The organism is Methylobacterium komagatae, from assembly GCF_042661665.1.
GTDB classification, from domain to species: domain Bacteria; phylum Pseudomonadota; class Alphaproteobacteria; order Rhizobiales; family Beijerinckiaceae; genus Methylobacterium; species Methylobacterium komagatae.
Genome location: NZ_JBHSWN010000001.1, coordinates 1,827,577 through 1,844,342 on the forward strand (window position 1 = coordinate 1,827,577; position 16,766 = coordinate 1,844,342).

14 protein-coding genes and 2 pseudogenes are annotated in these 16,766 nt (G+C 68.2%); 7 read left to right on the forward strand and 9 right to left on the reverse strand.

All coding sequences use genetic code 11. The features are described from left to right. Positions 1-1,019: 1,019 nt before the first annotated feature. From ACFQE0_RS08920 to folE, 5 genes are all read right to left on the reverse strand, one after another. On the reverse strand, positions 1,020-1,844 hold the full coding sequence (locus ACFQE0_RS08920) for a helix-turn-helix transcriptional regulator (RefSeq protein WP_043388016.1): 825 nt from the start codon (positions 1,842-1,844) through the stop codon (positions 1,020-1,022). Continuing rightward, the gene (locus tag ACFQE0_RS08925; protein ID WP_059409799.1) at positions 1,841-3,157 is read right to left on the reverse strand and encodes a tyrosine-type recombinase/integrase; all 1,317 of its coding nucleotides are present in this window, start codon (positions 3,155-3,157) and stop codon (positions 1,841-1,843) included. The genes ACFQE0_RS08920 and ACFQE0_RS08925 overlap by 4 nt, the downstream gene beginning before the upstream one ends. 547 nt (positions 3,158-3,704) lie before the next feature. Continuing rightward, a complete protein-coding gene (locus ACFQE0_RS08930) occupies positions 3,705-4,706 on the reverse strand; it encodes a patatin-like phospholipase family protein (protein ID WP_378968866.1) in 1,002 nt (333 codons plus the stop codon). Positions 4,707-4,753: 47 nt separating this feature from the next. Further along, positions 4,754-5,197: a phosphoribosyl-AMP cyclohydrolase gene (hisI, locus tag ACFQE0_RS08935; protein WP_378968868.1), complete on the reverse strand. Its 444-nt coding sequence runs from the start codon at positions 5,195-5,197 to the stop codon at positions 4,754-4,756. Between the two features lie 24 nt (positions 5,198-5,221). Continuing rightward, entirely contained in the window at positions 5,222-6,016 is a 795-nt protein-coding gene (gene folE, locus ACFQE0_RS08940; protein ID WP_378968870.1) for a GTP cyclohydrolase I FolE, read from the reverse strand. Between the two features lie 240 nt (positions 6,017-6,256). Here folE and ACFQE0_RS08945 point away from each other — a divergent pair, with 240 nt between their 5' ends. The 4 genes and pseudogenes from ACFQE0_RS08945 to ACFQE0_RS08960 all read left to right on the forward strand — a co-directional run bounded on the left by ACFQE0_RS08945 (position 6,257) and on the right by ACFQE0_RS08960 (position 7,637). Then, positions 6,257-6,703, forward strand: a complete 447-nt coding sequence (locus ACFQE0_RS08945) for an iron-sulfur cluster assembly scaffold protein (RefSeq protein ID WP_378968872.1) — start codon at positions 6,257-6,259, stop codon at positions 6,701-6,703. Beyond that, positions 6,700-6,999: pseudogene (yidD, locus tag ACFQE0_RS08950) on the forward strand (membrane protein insertion efficiency factor YidD); the annotation flags it as partial. The gene ACFQE0_RS08945 and the pseudogene yidD, both read left to right, overlap by 4 nt. A gap of 229 nt (positions 7,000-7,228) precedes the next feature. Then, on the forward strand, positions 7,229-7,399 hold the full coding sequence (locus ACFQE0_RS08955) for a DUF3606 domain-containing protein (protein ID WP_378968874.1): 171 nt from the start codon (positions 7,229-7,231) through the stop codon (positions 7,397-7,399). A gap of 31 nt (positions 7,400-7,430) precedes the next feature. Then, positions 7,431-7,637, forward strand: a complete 207-nt coding sequence (locus ACFQE0_RS08960) for a DUF2934 domain-containing protein (protein ID WP_378968876.1) — start codon at positions 7,431-7,433, stop codon at positions 7,635-7,637. A gap of 24 nt (positions 7,638-7,661) precedes the next feature. On the opposite strand, the gene ACFQE0_RS08965 is transcribed toward ACFQE0_RS08960, so the two are convergent. The 3 genes from ACFQE0_RS08965 to ACFQE0_RS08975 all read right to left on the reverse strand — a co-directional run bounded on the left by ACFQE0_RS08965 (position 7,662) and on the right by ACFQE0_RS08975 (position 10,615). After that, complete coding sequence (locus ACFQE0_RS08965) at positions 7,662-8,345, reverse strand: glutathione S-transferase family protein (RefSeq protein WP_378968878.1); 684 nt, start codon at positions 8,343-8,345, stop codon at positions 7,662-7,664. A gap of 20 nt (positions 8,346-8,365) precedes the next feature. Then, a complete protein-coding gene (locus ACFQE0_RS08970; protein WP_378968880.1) occupies positions 8,366-9,883 on the reverse strand; it encodes a M48 family metalloprotease in 1,518 nt (505 codons plus the stop codon). 126 nt (positions 9,884-10,009) lie between these two features. Beyond that, positions 10,010-10,615, reverse strand: a complete 606-nt coding sequence (locus tag ACFQE0_RS08975) for a hypothetical protein (protein ID WP_378968882.1) — start codon at positions 10,613-10,615, stop codon at positions 10,010-10,012. 544 nt (positions 10,616-11,159) lie between these two features. Here ACFQE0_RS08975 and ACFQE0_RS08980 point away from each other — a divergent pair. Further along, positions 11,160-14,102 (forward strand): annotated as a pseudogene (locus ACFQE0_RS08980) (FAD-binding and (Fe-S)-binding domain-containing protein). 69 nt (positions 14,103-14,171) lie between these two features. After that, on the forward strand, positions 14,172-14,852 hold the full coding sequence (locus ACFQE0_RS08985) for a GntR family transcriptional regulator (protein WP_378968885.1): 681 nt from the start codon (positions 14,172-14,174) through the stop codon (positions 14,850-14,852). Between the two features lie 43 nt (positions 14,853-14,895). On the opposite strand, the gene ACFQE0_RS08990 is transcribed toward ACFQE0_RS08985, so the two are convergent. Then, positions 14,896-15,543: a GntR family transcriptional regulator gene (locus ACFQE0_RS08990; protein WP_378968887.1), complete on the reverse strand. Its 648-nt coding sequence runs from the start codon at positions 15,541-15,543 to the stop codon at positions 14,896-14,898. A gap of 170 nt (positions 15,544-15,713) precedes the next feature. Here ACFQE0_RS08990 and dctP point away from each other — a divergent pair, with 170 nt between their 5' ends. After that, positions 15,714-16,736, forward strand: coding sequence for a TRAP transporter substrate-binding protein DctP (gene dctP, locus ACFQE0_RS08995; protein ID WP_378968889.1), 1,023 nt, complete (start codon positions 15,714-15,716; stop codon positions 16,734-16,736). Positions 16,737-16,766 lie beyond the last annotated feature (30 nt).

Consider the following 16,766-nt stretch of genomic DNA (forward strand, 5'->3'; position numbering starts at 1 on the left):
CCGGGTTCAGATAGAGTCGTCGTGCCGACTCGTCGATGCAAGCCCGTTGCAACCGAACCAGTGCGCGCAGGCTCCGGTTCGACGGAGGTCGCCAGCCTCCGTAAGCGGATTGCGAAAGGAGGCCGCGGTCAAGCGCGAGTCTCGGCAGCGGTCGCCGGTAGTTGGCTCGGCCGAGAACGATAGGCGATCATATCGTCGACGCTTAGAGTGGCCCGAGCGCCCGGACACCGACGGTGCAGTCGAAGATTGCGGGGCACGGTCAGACGAGGACTGGCGAATGACGCCCGACCCGGTAGCGGCCGAGCACCGCGCATTCGTGACAGCCGGGTTCGCAGCAAGCGCCGATGCGGGCTTCGCTTCTCGCAAACCGAGAGTCCTGCGCGGGGCCGGAGCGATAACCCACACGGTCGCGTCTCAGGTCGCCGAAGACTGGAGGCGACCGGACGGCGGGAAGGCGCGCGTCGTTCGCCCCTGTGGCACACCGGCACGTTTGAGCCGCAGCGCAGGACGCCGAAACTCGGCTGAATGTTCAAGGCCATTACGCAAAAGGGCCGTGGCCGGCCGCCGCCCCGCCCGCCCAGTCGACGTCCCAATCCACCTGTCGGCGATCACGTCCGGATCGTCCGTATGAGAGTGGACAAAACGAAGAGGCGACCGCTTGCGAATCGGCGCCGAAGCACGCGCCTTGGGCGACACTGCCTAAGCGGTTGCGGGCTCGACCGGAATCCCATGAAGGTTGCGGTCGCGATCGGCGCCGATCCTGACCCCACCGAAAACCCGGATTCGTTGAACTTGTAGGAGATCGGGGATCGACTCCGCCAGGGGCACGCTTTGGTGTTGAATTGGACTTACGCCCGACGTTGGCGCCCGAAGCCGCGCTGATTCACATAGACCCACTTGCTCCTGCCCGACTTCGGTTTCCGTCATCGTCTCGATCGCGCTCAGCTGGTCCGGACCGACATTCCGACCAGACCGGTTCAACGCCATCATACAACGGAGATCTGTAAACGAGCGTTCGTTCAAATCGAACGACCCGGGTCCCGACGTCGGTTCCGCCATCCCTCGAGTTCGGACTTGAGATAGCGCACGCGGGCTCCGATCCTGTGGAACGGCGGGCCGTTGCCCGTCAGCCGCCACTTGTCCAAGGAGCTTTTGCTGACACCCAGGAAGCGACTTGCCGCGCGGACGTCCATGCCTTCCACGTCGCCGGTCGAAACGACCCCCGGCGCACCGACGTCGCACGGCGTCTGCCTGCCGGTCGCTGTCGGGCCGCCCTCGTCGCCGGGGCGCGGCGAGGGCGGTTCCGACCGGGCGACGTGGATCGAGAAGTACACATGGCCGTCCGGCGACGTGCACGTTCCGGCGGCCCAATCGATGGACGAGGATGCCCATACGTCGGCAGGCACCTCCCTGAAGCCGTCGACCGGTCTGGGACCGCCCCTTGCATGGACGGCCAGGACGTCGCCGACGATCAGAGCCGAATGGCGGCTGATCAGCGCCGACCAGAAGGCGTCGACGAGGCCGGCGCACAGCATCGCCGATGCGGACGGCGACGTTCGCGATGCCGCGGATCGGAAAAGTGCGGGATGCGAGCTCACGCACACGCGGTAGCCGTCACCCGGCCCCATGTCGTCGTCGACCGGATCCCGGGCGAGCACCTCGATCAGTCCGGCGGACCAGTCCGCCCGAACGAGCATGTGATCCGGCGCGTCGACCGCCAACGCGCGCTCCAACTCCGCATCCAGCTCGAGATCGCGAGCGCACGGCTCCTGCATCCGGCGCAGAGTGAACGGAGCGAGATGCAGCGGGATCCAGTGCGGACGAATCTTGGTCGGGTATCTCACGACCGTTCTCCGCCATCGGCCGCGTTCGACCGTTCTCCACCGAACGCGTCGCGTGTCGGCGCGCCCAGCGCCGCTGCGAAGTCGGTCATGCATGGGCCGGCCGCTCTGGCCGCGACGTCGTGCTGGACGTGGGCGTAGATCAGCGTGGACCGAAGGTTGGCGTGTCCCAGCAGGGCTCCGGCCAGGGGGATGCTCAATCCCTGGGAGATCGCGTTCGATCCGAAGGTGTGCCGCAGGAGGTGCGGGAACAGCCTGTCGAGTCCGGCGAGGCGCATGATCAGTGGCAGGTACCTTTTCGTACCCGTAAACCAGCCGTCGCCTCTTTTCGCCGGGAAGACGTAGGCGGAGTCGGCTGTCTCCTTCAGCTTCCGCAGGAACGCCACCGCCGGGGGCGTGAGAGGCCGTTTGGTCTCGCTCTTGGAAGTCTCGAGTTCCAGGCTTTCATGTTCCAGCCTGACCTCGCTCCATTTCAACGCGGCTCCTTCGTTCCTCCTCAGGCCGGTCAGCAGCCAGAGACGGATCTGGTCCGTTGCGACGCGCGGGACGCCGTGACTCGTCTCCGCCTCGACGAGTGCTCGCCCGAGGCGCTGCACGTGCGCAGTCGTCAGGTAGTCCTTGCGCTCGTTGTCCACCTTGTTGACCCGCGCGTTCGCGACGGGATTCGCCTTCATGAGATTGTTGTCGACTGCGAACGTGCAGACCGCCGATAGATCGCGGACCACCTTTCGCGCGGCACCGCGTCCGCCGCGGACGACCGCTCCCCTGCCGGTCCGCTCCTCAGTCTTCGCGGCTGTCGCTCCGGAGCCGACCTTCCTGAAGAGCGACTCGACGTGCGTCTTGTCGAGTTCGACGAGCCGGAGCTGGCCCAGGACCGGTACGACGTGGTTGCGCAGCCGCGCCATTGTGTACTTTGCGGTCTCCTCCGTCATGTCCTCGCCCTTGCGGCGTCCTTTCAAGCGGACGAGGCCTTCCGACCCGTATAGGTCGATCAGTTCGTGCACGAACAGGCAGTTCTTCGCCGCGACCCGCTCGGCTGCCGGATCCTCGCCCTTCCGGGCAAGCACGAGCTTCTCCGCCGCTTCGCTCCGCGCTTGGCTCACACTCATGCTGCGCACGTCGCCGAGCTTCATCTTCTTGGAAGGAAAGCCGCGGCCTCCGAGACGATAGTGGATGTAGAAGGATTTCGCGCCGGTCGGCTCGATCCGCAACCCGAACCCGGGCTGATCGAGATCCCAGATGAAATAGGAGGTGGGCTTTGCGGCCGCCTTTTCGATGGTCCTGAGCGTCAGGCGAACGGCGTTCCTTCGCTTCATGGTCTTGCTCCTTCAGGACGCACGCAGGCAGCACCGTGTCGGAAACGGGCGGCTACGCCATGAAACGGCGCAAAGCGAATGCAGTCAATACTGCAACGACTTGCAATGATGAATGAAAACTTTTGAAATCGGCGGAAACACAGGGAAACGACTTCATACATCCTTGCCAAGGTTGGGGTCGAGGGTTCGAATCCCTTCGCCCGCTCCAGTTTTCCCAACCATACGTCAGACTAACGATAAGCCGCCTTCGGGCGGCTTCGTCGTTTCTGCGGTCTGGCGGCTTGGGACAGGCTCTTCAACCGCGCGCTGCTTGCGGCGGATCAGCGGTCGCCTCACCTCAATGGCATGGCGAGACTTTATGATCCTGATGCAGGAAAAGGGATCATTCGAGCTCTGGCAGAGAGCCGTCACCGGCTGAGTTGATTTAGGGGATCGACCTCTCGCTCTCCCCCCTCATCCTTCGAGGCCCACCAAGGCGGAAAGCTCAGGATAAGGTCGGGGATGGGACCGTTGGCTCTTCGGCCCGGCTCGGAGTCCCCCGCCCACCTCACACCCGCGCGGCCGCTCCATCCAGCGCGGCGCGGATCTTCGGCAGGGCGGTGCGGGCGGCGCGGTAGCCGAGGGCGATACCGTCCTCCGCGCGGTGGAAATCGAACAGGCCGAAGGCCGCCACGTCGGGACCGATGGCGACGTCCGGTGGGTCGCGCTCCAGGCGGGCGCGGGAGATGCGGTCCTGGGTGATGTTGAAGGCGTCGAGCACGACGCGGGCGATGCCGGGCACTTGCGGTTCCGGCGGCGTGCGCGACAAGCCGGGCAGGCGCCCGCGCAGGGCGTGGAACACGCCCCTGCGCGGAGCGGGGGCCGTCACCTCGTGGGTGACGGGGCCGCCGGTATCGCCGTTCAGGTTGACGCAGACGACGACATCCGCCCCAAGGGCGCGGGCCAAGGCGACGGGCACCGGATTGACGAGGGTGCCGTCCATCAGGAACCGCCCGTCCAGATCGACCGGGGGAAACAAGCCGGGAATGGCGTAGGAGGCCCGAACGGCTTCCACGAGCGGACCCTCGGTCAGGGCGACTTCGCTGCCAGTACCGAACTCCGTGGCGACGCAGCCGAAGGCGATCCGCAAGGTCTCGATCCGGCCGTCGCCCAGATCGGACATCAGCCGCCGCCGCAGGCGGTTGCCCGCGATCAGTCCGGAGCCGGGCAGGCGCGGATCCACAAGGCGCACCACCCGTCCCCGCGTGAGGGAGCGGGCGAAGGTCTCGAGCCGGTCGAGCCGTCCCGCCGCGTAGCACGCCCCAACCACGGCGCCGATGGAGCAGCCCGCCACCACGGTGGGGACGAGGCCTGCCTCTTCCAGGGCGCGGATGACGCCGATATGCGCCCAGCCCCGGGCCGATCCGCCGCCAAGCGCAAGGCCGAGGCGTGGCGCGGCTGCCGCCGGGCGGATGGGTTCGACGGTGCCGGGCGGGAATTCCGGTTCGCCCCGCGCCGCCCGGCGCACCGCCTCGGCGGCCCGGGCGCGCGGCGCCTCGGCCCGAGACAAGGAGGGAGGGGGGCGATGAGGAAGCTCGCGCCGCTCCGGGAGGCGGCTCATTCCCCGGCGGGCCGCAACCGCACCTGGCCGGTCTCACGGTCGTAGGCGACGGTGCGGTAGAAGCAGGCGCGGCGGCCCGTATGGCAGCAGCCGCCATCGCCGCCGACCTCGACGGTGATCATCACGGCGTCCTGGTCGCAATCGGTGCGCATCTCCACGACGCGCTGGATCTGGCCGCTCGTCGCGCCCTTGCGCCACAATTCCTGCCGTGAGCGCGACCAGTACCAAGCTTCGCCGGTCTCGAGCGTCCGCGCCAGCGATTGCGCATTCATATGCGCCAGCATCAGCACGCGCCCATCCCCGGCATCGATGGTGATGCAGGTCACGAGCCCGTCCCGGTCGAAGCGGGGCATGAAGACCTCCCCTTCCTCGATCTCGGCCTTGCTGCCGGGCGGGGGAAAGGAGACGCCGGTGGAGGCGGAAGAGTCGGTCGCGGACATGGCGCTCGAGAAAGCCGCGAGGGCCTATTTGGCTCCGCCGCGAACGAGGGTGAGAAAGCGGACCTGCTCGTCCGCCGAATCCTTGAACACGCCGCGGAACTGGGTCGTCAGGGTTGAGACGCCCGCCTTCTGCACACCGCGCATGGCCATGCAGAGATGTTCGGCTTCCACCATCACGGCGACGCCGCGCGGCTTGAGGATGCTCTCGATGACGTCGGCGATCTGCGCCGTCATCGTCTCCTGGGTCTGCAGGCGCTTGGCGAAGGCATCGACCACGCGGGCGAGCTTCGACAGGCCCACGACGCCCTTGGACGGGTAATAGGCGATATGCGCCAGCCCCATGAACGGCACCATGTGGTGCTCGCAATGGGAGTGGAACGGGATGTCCCGCACGAGGACGACATCCGAATAACCCTCGACCTCCTCGAACACCCGCTCCAGCAGCGAATCGGCATCGACCCGGTACCCCGAGAAGATCTGCTCGTAGGCCTTGGCTACGCGGGCGGGGGTGTCGAGGAGCCCCTCGCGGGTTGGATCGTCACCGGCCCAGCGCAGCAGGGTGCGCACGGCGGCCTCGGCCTCCTCGCGGCTGGGGCGACCGGTCTCGATACCCTCGGGCACGCGTGTCGCGGAGGCAGGCTCCGGCGCGATTTCAGCCACGGGGGCGGTGCCGTCACGAAGAGGCAGATTATCGTTGCGCATACCGTTCAGGGGCTGGCCGTCGACGCGGTAGGAGAGGGATTTGAGGGCGGCGTCCATGGCATCTCCGGCCCGCGCCACACGGGTCTTCATCGTGGTGCTGTCGGGCTTGGCATACATGAAGTCAGGCTCAGGCTCGTGGGTGGGACCCGCGCCCGCTTCTCGCGCACGGGCCGGTGCCCCGGTTACGTTTGGGCCAATGAGCCCGACCTCGGCCTTGGGCGCGACCTCGGTCGATCGGCCGACTCCTCGCGAAGCAGCGGCACATCGCCTATATCGTGTGTCCTGAGCAAACGCGCAATCCGAGAGCGGCTGCGCAGGCGGTCCCAATGCCGTTATGCTTGCTCAACTGAGGCTTTAATGCTGGACGACATATACAACCGACGCATCCTCGAACTCGCCGCCGACATCCCACGGCTCGGGCGTCTCGACGCGCCGGACGCGAGTGCCACCGCCCATTCTCGCCTGTGCGGATCGACAGTGACCGTCGATCTCACCCTCGGCGAGGACGGGCGGGTGACTGATTTCGCGCAGGATGTCAAAGCCTGCGCCCTCGGTCAGGCCTCCTCATCATTGATGGGTCGCCACGTGGTCGGCACGTCGGCGGACGATCTACGCGCCCTGCGCGAGGGAATGCGCGCCATGCTGAAGGACGGCGCGGCCCCGCCCTCCGGCGCGTTCGCGGATTTCGCGGTGCTGGAACCGGTGAGGGACTTCAAGGCGCGCCACGCCTCGACACTCCTCGCCTTCGACGCCGTGGTGGATGCCCTCGACCAGATCGAGGCCAAGCGGCGGGCCGCCGCGTGAGCGTGCCGCGTCGCGCCGCGCGTTTGGCGCTGCGCACTTATCAGCTCAGCCTGTCGTCCCTGATCGGGCGACAGTGTCGTCACTGGCCGAGCTGTTCGGCCTATATGGACCAAGCCATCGCGAACTACGGTGTCTGGCACGGGGCGTGGATGGGCTTCGCCCGGTTCTGCCGCTGCGGTCCCTTCGGTACGCATGGCATCGACCTCGTGCCCGGCCGTCTGCCGGAGGGCGCGGCTTGGTATCGGCCCTGGTCCTACGGACGCTGGCGCGGGGTCGAGGCGCCGCCCCTGCCGGAGGGCTCGCTGCTCTTCTGCGACGCGGTCGAGGAGCCCGAACCGGAGCGGGAGCGGGAACCGGAGCCCTTGCCCCGTCCCCGCACAGACCTGCCTTTCCGCTCGCCCCCGTTCCGCTGGGAGTGACAGGCGCACCGGATCCACACCGGGTAGTGAAACCGAATCTGAAGCCTCCGGTTGACCCGGAAAGAGCCCGGTCCTGCCGGGCACTCCTCAGATCGGGATCGGGCGCATGACGACGGGTACCGAAGGCAAGAGCCACGTCACCATTTTCGACCGCAGCAGCCGCCTCGCCTGGGCACAGCATTTCGGGGTGACCGAAGCGCGGCTGCGCAAGGCTGTCTCCATGGTCGGCACGCGCGTGACCAGCCTCACGGCCTATCTGCACCGGCCGGGATCCTGAGCCGAAGGGCAAGCCGGTTCGGTTGGGCACCATGATCGACGAACGGAAGACGGACGGGGACACCCGCAACCGCGACGTCATCACCTTCGAGCAGATCCGGGAGCGCGCCTACGAATTGTGGGAGCGCAACCACCGGCCCGAGGGTCTCGAAATCGAGTTCTGGCTGATCGCCGAGCGGGAATTGCGCGCCGAGCGCGAGCGCCGCAAGGAGAGATCCGGGGGCGGGACCGGGGCCTGAGGCTGCCCTGGTCCCTTTCTCGCCTCAGGCGGCGGGCTTGATGAAGCGGAACATGTTTCGCCGGGCCTCGTCGTCCATTTCTGCCTTGAAGGCGTGGCGCGCCCTCAGCCCCTCCGCGCGCGAGGCCGCGGGGCGGGCATTGATCGAATCGAGCAGGCGCTTGACGTTCGGCAGGGTGCCGAAGGCCTCTTCGCCCAGCACGAACGGCACCATGCGGGCCCAGCCCCACACGGCCATGTCGACGATGGAATACGTGTCGCCGAGCATGAAGGCCCGTCCCTCGAGGTGCGCCTCCAGCACGGTCCAGTGGCGATTCGCTTCGAAGATGTAGCGATCCATCGCGTAGGCGCCCGCATCCTTCGGGGCGAAATGGCGGAAATGGACACATTGCCCGGAGAACGGGCCAATGCCGGTCGCCACGAACATCAGCCAGGAGAGCATCTCGCCCCGCGCCGTCGCGCCCTGCGGCAGGAAGCGTCCCTCCTTCTCGGCGAGGTAGAGGAGGATGGCGTTCGAATCGAACACCGTCGCCTCGCCGTCCACGATCGCGGGCACCTTCGCGTTCGGGTTCACCGCCGCGTAGGCCGCGTCGAACTGCTCGCCCTTGCGGGTGTCCACCGGAACCGGCTCGTAGGGCAGGCCGAGCTCCTCCAGGCAGAGGGCGACCTTCATCGGGTTCGGCGAGAGGTTGTAGTAGAAGCGGATCACGGCAGGGTCTCCGGCGACGCCTATTCGGTGACGATCTTGTAGCTGCGGCCGGGCACCAGCGCGGTGCTGCGTTCCAGCCCGTTGAGCACGAGGAACCGGTCGAGCGGACGGTCGGCCACGATCATCCGCCGGGCGAGTTCTTCGGCATTGGCGCCCGCCGCCTGGACGATCTGGATATGGGTCGGCCGCAGGGCGGCGATCTCCTCGGCGGAGACCTCCTCCAGGCTCGACACCCAGCGTTGAAAGGCGGCCTCCGGGTCGGCGCTGCCCTTGCCCGCCATGATCATGCGGTAGGTCGCGCCGCCGAGGCGGATGGCGGCGAGGCGGAACGTCCAATCCTTGCCCCGGGACAGGGCGAAGGCCGCCGGGTGGCCGTTGACCTCGCGGGTCTCGAAGCCGGCTGGATCGAGGCTGTCGTTCCACGTGGCCTTGAGCATCGCGTCGAGGCCCTGGCCTTCCTTCGCCTCGATCTGGTCGAACAGCAGGCGCCGCCCGCCATCCGCCGTGGTGCCCAGTACGGCCGAGCGCGTGTTCTCCAGGTTGAAGCCCTCCGGCACCGCGAAGGCGATGCCGAGGCCCGAATGCAGGAAGCGCCCGCCGCGCACCACGCCGTCGCGGGGGCTGTCGCCATAGGCCAAGCCGTCGATGGCGGCGAGGAACCGGCTGCGGTCGTCGGTGCCGATGCCCGGCGCGCCGACCTTGCGGGCGGCGCGGGTGGCCAGCGCCACGCGCTCGGCCGTGCCAGGATGGGTGGCGAGCATGTCCGGCGTGCTCGCGCTTCCGGCCCCCTGCTTGAGCTGCACGGTGCGGTTCAGCGCGGTGAGGAAGCGGGCCGCCGCGAAGGGATCGTAGCCCGCTGCCGCAAGGGTCTTCACCCCGGCGGCATCGGCTTCGAGTTCCTGCTCGCGGGAGAAGCGGGCCAGGGCGAAGCGGGACTGGTTCTTCAGCTGCGCGCCGGTATCGGGGTCGTTCAGCACGTCTGCCACCACCTTGCTCACCAGGGCGGAGCGCAGTTCCAGCTCGCTGCGGGCCGTGGCGTGGTTCAGGGTGACGTGGGCGATCTCGTGGGCCAGCACCGCCGCCACCTCGGAGGTGTCGTTGGCGAGCGCCACGAGGCCGCGCGTGGCGTAGAGGCGCCCGTTCGGCAGGGCGAAGGCGTTCACCACCGGCGAATCGAGCAGGGTGACGACGTAGGTCTGGTCCGGCCGGTCGCTCGTCCGCACGAGGCGGTCGGTCACTTCGGTCAGCAGGCGCGTGACGGCCGGGGCCTTGGCCTCGCCGCCGAAGGAAGCCACGAGCTTCAGATGGTCGGAATCGGTCGCGCGCTCGCGGCCCGTCACCTTCGGTGCCTCGGCGGGAACGCGCACGGCGGCGGGCGCGCTCACCGAGCCGGTCTGGTCGGCCACGCAGGCGCCCAGCACCAGGGCGGCAAGGCCCAGACAGGCCGCCCGCCGGAAACCGACTCCCCCCGCATCACGTCCATCGCGCTCAGCGCCGCACCCCAGAATCGTCCCGCCCGTCCAGCATCTCGATGGCATCGGGCGTCGCCGCCACGAGAACGGGGCCACGCCGCACATCGATGACGCCGCGGACCCGCACGCGTGTGTCGTGCAGCGAGTCGGCAGTCAAACCATGGGCGGCCATCCTTCGCCAAGTGCGTTTCGTTACCGTGACAGTAAGCCCGTCGCCGCCGCGAGGGACGAAATCGAGGTAGGTGCGCGTGCTGCGCTCGCCGACATGGCGCACCTGGCCTTCGACCACGGCGTAACGCCCGGCGAGACGCCGCAGGGCCGGGCCGTCCTGCGCGTCGATGGGATCGTCCCGCCACAGGCCGAGCCGCCGCCGCCGGGCCGATTGTTCGAGCAGGCGGAGCGCCGGACGGCAGAGTTCGTCCGCCTCGCCCGGATCGACGGGGGCAGACCCGCCGCGACGAGGTCCCCGGCGAGGTCGGCGCCATCCGTCAGGGATTCGGCGCCGACGCGCTCCCTGCCCCAACGGTCGGGCCCTCCGCGCGGGCTGACCGCGAGGCGCTGGCCCGCCCGCGCGCCGATCCGCTCCCGCGCCGCCGTATCGTCCTCGGGCCAACGCAGCGAATCGAGCACGGCCCGCCCGCCCGAGGCGAAGCGGAGTTCGCCGCGTGGCCCGATGCCCTCCAGGGTCTCCATCCGGGCCGGGGCGAGGGCGCAATCCGGGTGAGGCGCAGGCTCGGCTCCGGCAGGAACGGAGAGGGCTACGAGCGCGACAGGCGCGAATCGCCGTCTCAGCCCCATGGTCCCGGCCTCCGGCGGTGTTGGCCGCGCCCCGTGGAGATGCTAAGGACGCGCGGTTGTCTCCGTAGCTCAGCTGGACAGAGCACAGGTTTCCTAGAGGTTCAAATTGGGCGTCGCGCCGGGAAACCGCGCGGCGGATCCGCTCAAAGTCGGGGAAAGCTCCCGGCCCGGTGCTCCGGCACCACGGCCCTGCCGATCCCGAGCCAAGCCCGCCCTGGCGGGAAGGTGTAGAGACTAGACGGGCGGCACCTACAGGCCGAAAGGCCCATGGTGAAGGGATAGTCCAGACCACGAACGCACCGGCACCGGCCGGTCGGCGGCGAAAGCCGAAGTGGTAAGAAACCTGGGGTCGCAGGTTCGAGCCCTGCCGGGGACACCACTTTTCTTTCTTGCCATTTGTGAATGGGGCGCCGCCCTTTCCCGGGCGCGAATCCCCCCGCTGCCACGTAACGCAGCCTGTCGGACTCCGACGGACTTCCGTTCGACTGAATCTTGAATACAATTCTCGTCGCAGAGCCCGGGCGAGGCTCGTAAGGGGGGAAGCGTGGCGGCAGGGACGGTCGAGACACCTTGCGCGGCGGCGCGCAAGGGAGCCGGGCTGGCGCGGCGGCTGGCCGAACGGCTTCAAGGCGAAGCGCGCTTCGACGCGTTCACACGCGGACGCTACGCCACCGACGCCTCGATCTACCAGATCACTCCCGCGGGCGTAGTTCTGCCGCGCTCGGAAGCGGATATCGTCGCGACCCTGCAGATCGCCGCCGAGCACGGCGTGCCCGTCATCATGCGGGGCGGCGGCACCTCGCAGAACGGCCAGCCGATCGGCACCGGGCTGGTGGTCGATTGCTCGCGCCACTTCAACCACGTGCTCGATTACGATGCCGAGGCGGGCACCGTCACGGTTGAGCCGGGCGTGGTGCTTGAACGGCTGAACGCGCGGCTGAAGGCCGATGGCTGGTTCTTCCCCGTCGAGCCCTCAACCGCGACCCGCTGCACCATCGGCGGCATGGCGGGCAACAATTCCTGCGGCGCCCGCTCGCTGCGCTACGGCACGATGCGCGACAACGTGCTGGCGATGCGTGCCCTGCTTCATGACGGCGAGCCCTTCGCCTTCTCGCTCACCGGCAACGATGCCAGCGGCGTGTCCGGTTCGGCGCGGGCCGAAGACCTCGCGGCGCGGATGCTGCGCCTCGCCCACGCCCACCGGGACGAGATCGAGGCACGCTACCCCAAGGTCCAGCGCCGGGTCGGCGGCTACAATCTCGACGCGCTGGTCATGGACCGGCCGAACCTCGCCCATCTGTTGGTGGGCTCCGAGGGGACGCTGGCCGCGACCACGGCGGTGACGCTGAAGCTCTCGCGTCTGCCGATCCACCGGGTGATGGGCGTATGCCACTTTCCCTCGTTCCGTGCGGCGATGGAGACAACGCAGCACCTCGTCGCCCTCGATCCGGTGGCGGTGGAGCTCGTGGACAACAACGTCCTCGTGCTTGGGGCCGACATCCCCCTGTTCCGCACGACGCTCGCGGACATCACCCGCGGCAAGCCGAACTGCCTGCTGCTGGCGGAGTTCGCGGGCGACGACCTCGATGCTCTTAAGCGCGACCTGAAGCGCCTCGATGCCTGCATGGCCGATCACGGCTTCCCGAACGCGGTGGTCGAAGTCATCGAGCCCGCCCGGCAGAAACCGGTCTGGGAGGTGCGCGAGGCCTGCCTCAACATCATGATGTCGATGAAGGGCGACGCGAAGCCGGTCTCCTTCATCGAGGATTGCGCCGTCCCCCTCGAACACCTCGCCGACTACACCGATGCGGTGACGGAGGTGTTCTCCAAGCATGGCACGCGGGGCACGTGGTACGCCCACGCCTCGGTGGGCTGCCTGCATGTCCGCCCGATCCTCGACATGAAGCTCGGCGGCGATGTCGCCAAGATGCGCGCCATCGCTGAGGAGACCTCGGGCTCGTGCGCCGCTACAAGGGCTCGTATTCCGGCGAGCATGGCGACGGCATCTCGCGCTCGGAATTCGTGGAGCCGCTGTTCGGCGCGACGCTGGCCCGCGCCTTCGAGACGGTGAAGGACGGGTTCGACCCTGAGAACCGGCTCAACCCCGGCAAGATCGTGCGCCCCCTGCGCATGGACGACCGTAGCCTCTTCCGCTTCAAGCCGGATTATGCGGTGACGACCCCGGCCGGGACCGCCCTCGACTGGTCGGATTGGGGCGGCTTCGGCGCGGCTGTCGAGATGTGCAACAACAACGGCACCTGCCGGAAGCTCGCGGGCGGGGCCATGTGCCCCTCCTACCGGGTGACCAAGGAGGAGCAGCATCTCACCCGCGGCCGGGCGAATTCCCTGCGGCTCGCCATCTCCGGCCAACTCGGAACCGAGGCCTTCACCAGCCCCGAGATGAAGCGGACCATGGACCTCTGCGTGTCATGCAAGGCCTGCCGCCGGGAATGCCCGACCGGCGTGGACATGGCCAAGATGAAGGTCGAGTTCCTGCACCATTACCATGCCCGGCACGGCCTGCCCCTGAAGGACCGGCTGATCGGGCTGATGCCGCATTATGCCGGCGTGGCCGCGCGTCTCGCGCCGCTCCTCAACCTGCGCGACCGTCACCCCGCCCTGGCGGGGCTGTCCGAGCGTATCGCAGGGTTCTCGGCCCGTCGCAGCCTACCGCGCTGGCGGCGGCCGTGGAAGGAGACCGGCGAGCCTGCCCACCCGTCGGACGTCACGGGCGCGTTCCGCGACATCGTGCTGTTCGGCGACACGTTCAACCGCGCTTTCGAGCGTGAGAACCTGGAGGCCGCCGAGCGGGTGCTGGTGGCGGCGGGCTACCGCCTGCACCGGGTCTTCCCGGCCAAGGGCCGCCGCCCCCTGTGCTGCGGCCGGACTTGGCTCGCCTCGGGCCAGACCGACCGGGCGCGGGCAGAAGCGAAGCGGACGCTCGACGCGCTGCTGCCATACGTCCGCGCCGGGGCGCGGATCGTCGGGCTGGAGCCCTCCTGCCTGCTCACCTTCCGCGACGAGTTCCTGTCTCTGTTGCCGGGCGACGAGGCGAAGGCGCTGGCGGAGCAGTCCCTCCTGATCGAGGAGTTGCTGATGCGCGACCTCGGGGCTGGGCGGATCAGCCTGCCCTTCGCCCACCAGGGCGGGCGGGTCGCGCATGTCCACGGCCATTGCCACCAGAAATCCTTCGGCCTGATGGGCTCGGTAGAGACGCTGCTGCGGGCGGTGCCGGGGCTCGACGTGCGCGTCATCGAGTCGAGTTGCTGCGGCATGGCCGGGGCGTTCGGCTACGGCAAGGAGACGGTGGATACGTCCTTCGCCATGGCGGAGCCTGTCCCTGTTCCCGGCTTTGCGGAAAGCGGGGCCGGACGATCTCGTCGTGGCCGACGGCACCTCCTGCCGCCACCAGATCCACGACGGGCTGGGGCTCGGCGCGCGACATGTGATCAGTGTGCTCGACGAGGCACTTACGCCTCGACACTGAATCACGCTGCACCTACACATATTGTTCTACCTGCCCGGCCATTTCTGGCCGCCGGTTCTGTGTGTGTGCATGAACAAGATTGAATCCGGCTTCGGCATCAGCCGCCGCTACCTGCACGACGAGGTTGCGGACCGTCTGCGCGAATTGATCCAGTCCGGCGACATGGAGCCGAAGGAACGGATCAACGAGAGCGAACTGACCGAACGGTTCGGCATCTCGCGCACGCCGCTCCGCGAGGCGATCAAGATCCTCGCCACCGAGGGGCTGCTCGAACTCCTCCCGAACCGGGGTGCACGCGTCGCGAGCATCTCGCAGGACGAGCTGGAGGACGTCATCGAGGTCATCGCCGGACTCGAGGCGACGGCGGGCGACCTTGCATGCCGCACGATCACCGATTCCGAGATCGACGCGATCCAAGTGGACCACGACGCCATGGTCGCGGCCTTCAACGGAAACGACGAGGCGGGCTACTTCGCCCATAACCGCCTGATCCACGAGGCGATCATGGCGGCGGCGCGCAACGCCACACTCTCGAACGTCTATCAGAGCCTGTCGGGCCGGGTGCAGCGCTCGCGCTACCGTGCCCACCAGACCGAGGAGCAATGGCAGAGGGCGATGTCGGAGCACGAGCAGATGATCGTGTTCCTGCGCGCCCGCGACGGCGTCGCCCTGGGCAGCCTGCTGCGCGAGCATATCCGCGGCAAGAAGCGCGTGATTGCCGCCAATTACGTGGACCACAGCGCCGCTTAGGGGTTGGCTATACCCATTTCCGTGTAGGTCTCTCGGGGGCCTCTCACGCCGCGTCTGACGCCCGCAGGCCGGAGATCAGGTCGGCGAAGCGGTCGCCTTGCACGAGGACGTGGGTCCGCAGGCGCTCGGCCGCCGTCGCGTCGTCGCCCGCCAGGATCGCCTCGACGATGGCCCTGTGCTCGGCCAGCGATTGCGGCAATCGCTGGCGCACCCGCAACTGCAGCCGCCGGTAGGGCGCGAGGCGGCGGTGCAGGCTCAGCGCCTGCTCGGCCAGGAAGGCGTTGTGGCTCGCCCGGTAGATCAGGCTGTGGAACACGTAGTTCTCGGCGTAATAGGTCTCGCAATCGTCCGAGGCTGCCGCGCAGGCGGCGAGCGCCGCCTCCAGGGCCGTCCGATCCGCCGCGCTGAGGCGCCTCGCTGCCAGCCGACCGCAGGCGGCCTCGATCTCCGCCATGGTCTCGAACATCGCGATGAGATGATGCGGCTCCGGCGCGCTCACGATCGTGCCGCGCCGGGGCTTCGTCTCCACGAGGCCGCTGACCGCGAGTTGCAGCAACGCCTCCCGGATCGGCGTGCGTGAGACGCCGAAACGCGTGGCGAGCTGGACCTCGTCCAGCCTTGCCCCCAGGGCTAACCGCCCCTCGACGATCTCGTCCTCGATCGTCTGCCGGAGATCGCGAGCGCGGCTCATCTCCCTCCCGTACGTTCGCCCGGGTTCGTCGACGCCCGGATTCGTTCCAGCATTATGCGAGCCGGTTGACAAAATATACAAGAGCCCGTTTTCTGCATACTTGAGCGGTACAGATGAATACCGCACCGCAAAAATAATCGCCGCAATATTGTGCGGCGCGGGAGATGCAGATGACGCCGACACGACGCAACTTCGTCGCCGCGACCCTCGCCGCACCCGCGCTCCTGCGGTTCGGCCTCGGCGCCGCCCAGGCGGCCACCACCCTCAAGCTGTCGCACCAGTTCCCCGGCGGCACAATCGACGAGGGCGATTTCCGCGACCGCATGTGCCGGATGTTCGCCAAGCAGGTCGGTGAGAAGACCAAGGGCGCGCTCGACGTGCAGGTCTATCCCGGCTCGTCGCTGATGAAGACGAACGCCCAGTTCGGCGCCATGCGGAAGGGCGCCCTCGACATGTCGCTCTACCCGGCGCCCTACGCGGGCGGCGAAGTGCCGGAGATGAATATCGGGCTGATGCCGGCGCTGGTGACCTCCTACGAGCAGGCCGTCGCCTGGAAGAACGCCCCCGTGGGCCGCAAGCTCACGGAGATCCTGGCGGCCAAGGGCATCGTGCTCGTGTCCTGGGTGTGGCAGGCGGGCGGCGTCGCCAGCCGCGAGCGTCCGCTGGTCGGCCCTGCCGATGCCAAGGGCATGAAGGTGCGTGGCGGATCCCGCGAGATGGACATGATGATGAAGGAGGCGGGCGCCGCCACCCTCTCCATCCCGTCGAACGAATCCTACGCCGCCATGCAGACCGGCGCGTGCGATGCGGTGATCACCTCCTCGACCAGCCTGATCTCCTTCCGCCTGGAGGAGCTGTCCAAGGCGCTCACCTCGGGCCGGAAGCATTCCTACTGGTTCATGCTGGAGCCGATCATGATGTCGAAGATCGTCTTCGACGGGCTTCCGAAGGACCAGCAGGACGCCATCATGGCGACCGGCGCCGAGCTGGAGGCGTTCGGCCAGTCCGGTGCCAAGGCGGACGACATCCGCGTCGAGGAACTGTTCGGCAAGGCGGGTGCCAAGGTCGATCAGCTCGACGAGGCGACGCTCGGCAAATGGCGCGACCTCGCCCGCAGCACCGCCTGGAAGGACTACGCGGGCAAGAACGCCAATTGCGCCGAACTCCTGAAGCTCGCCGAACAGGTGGCCTGATCGTCATTGTCAGCGATCGGCCGCGCGAAC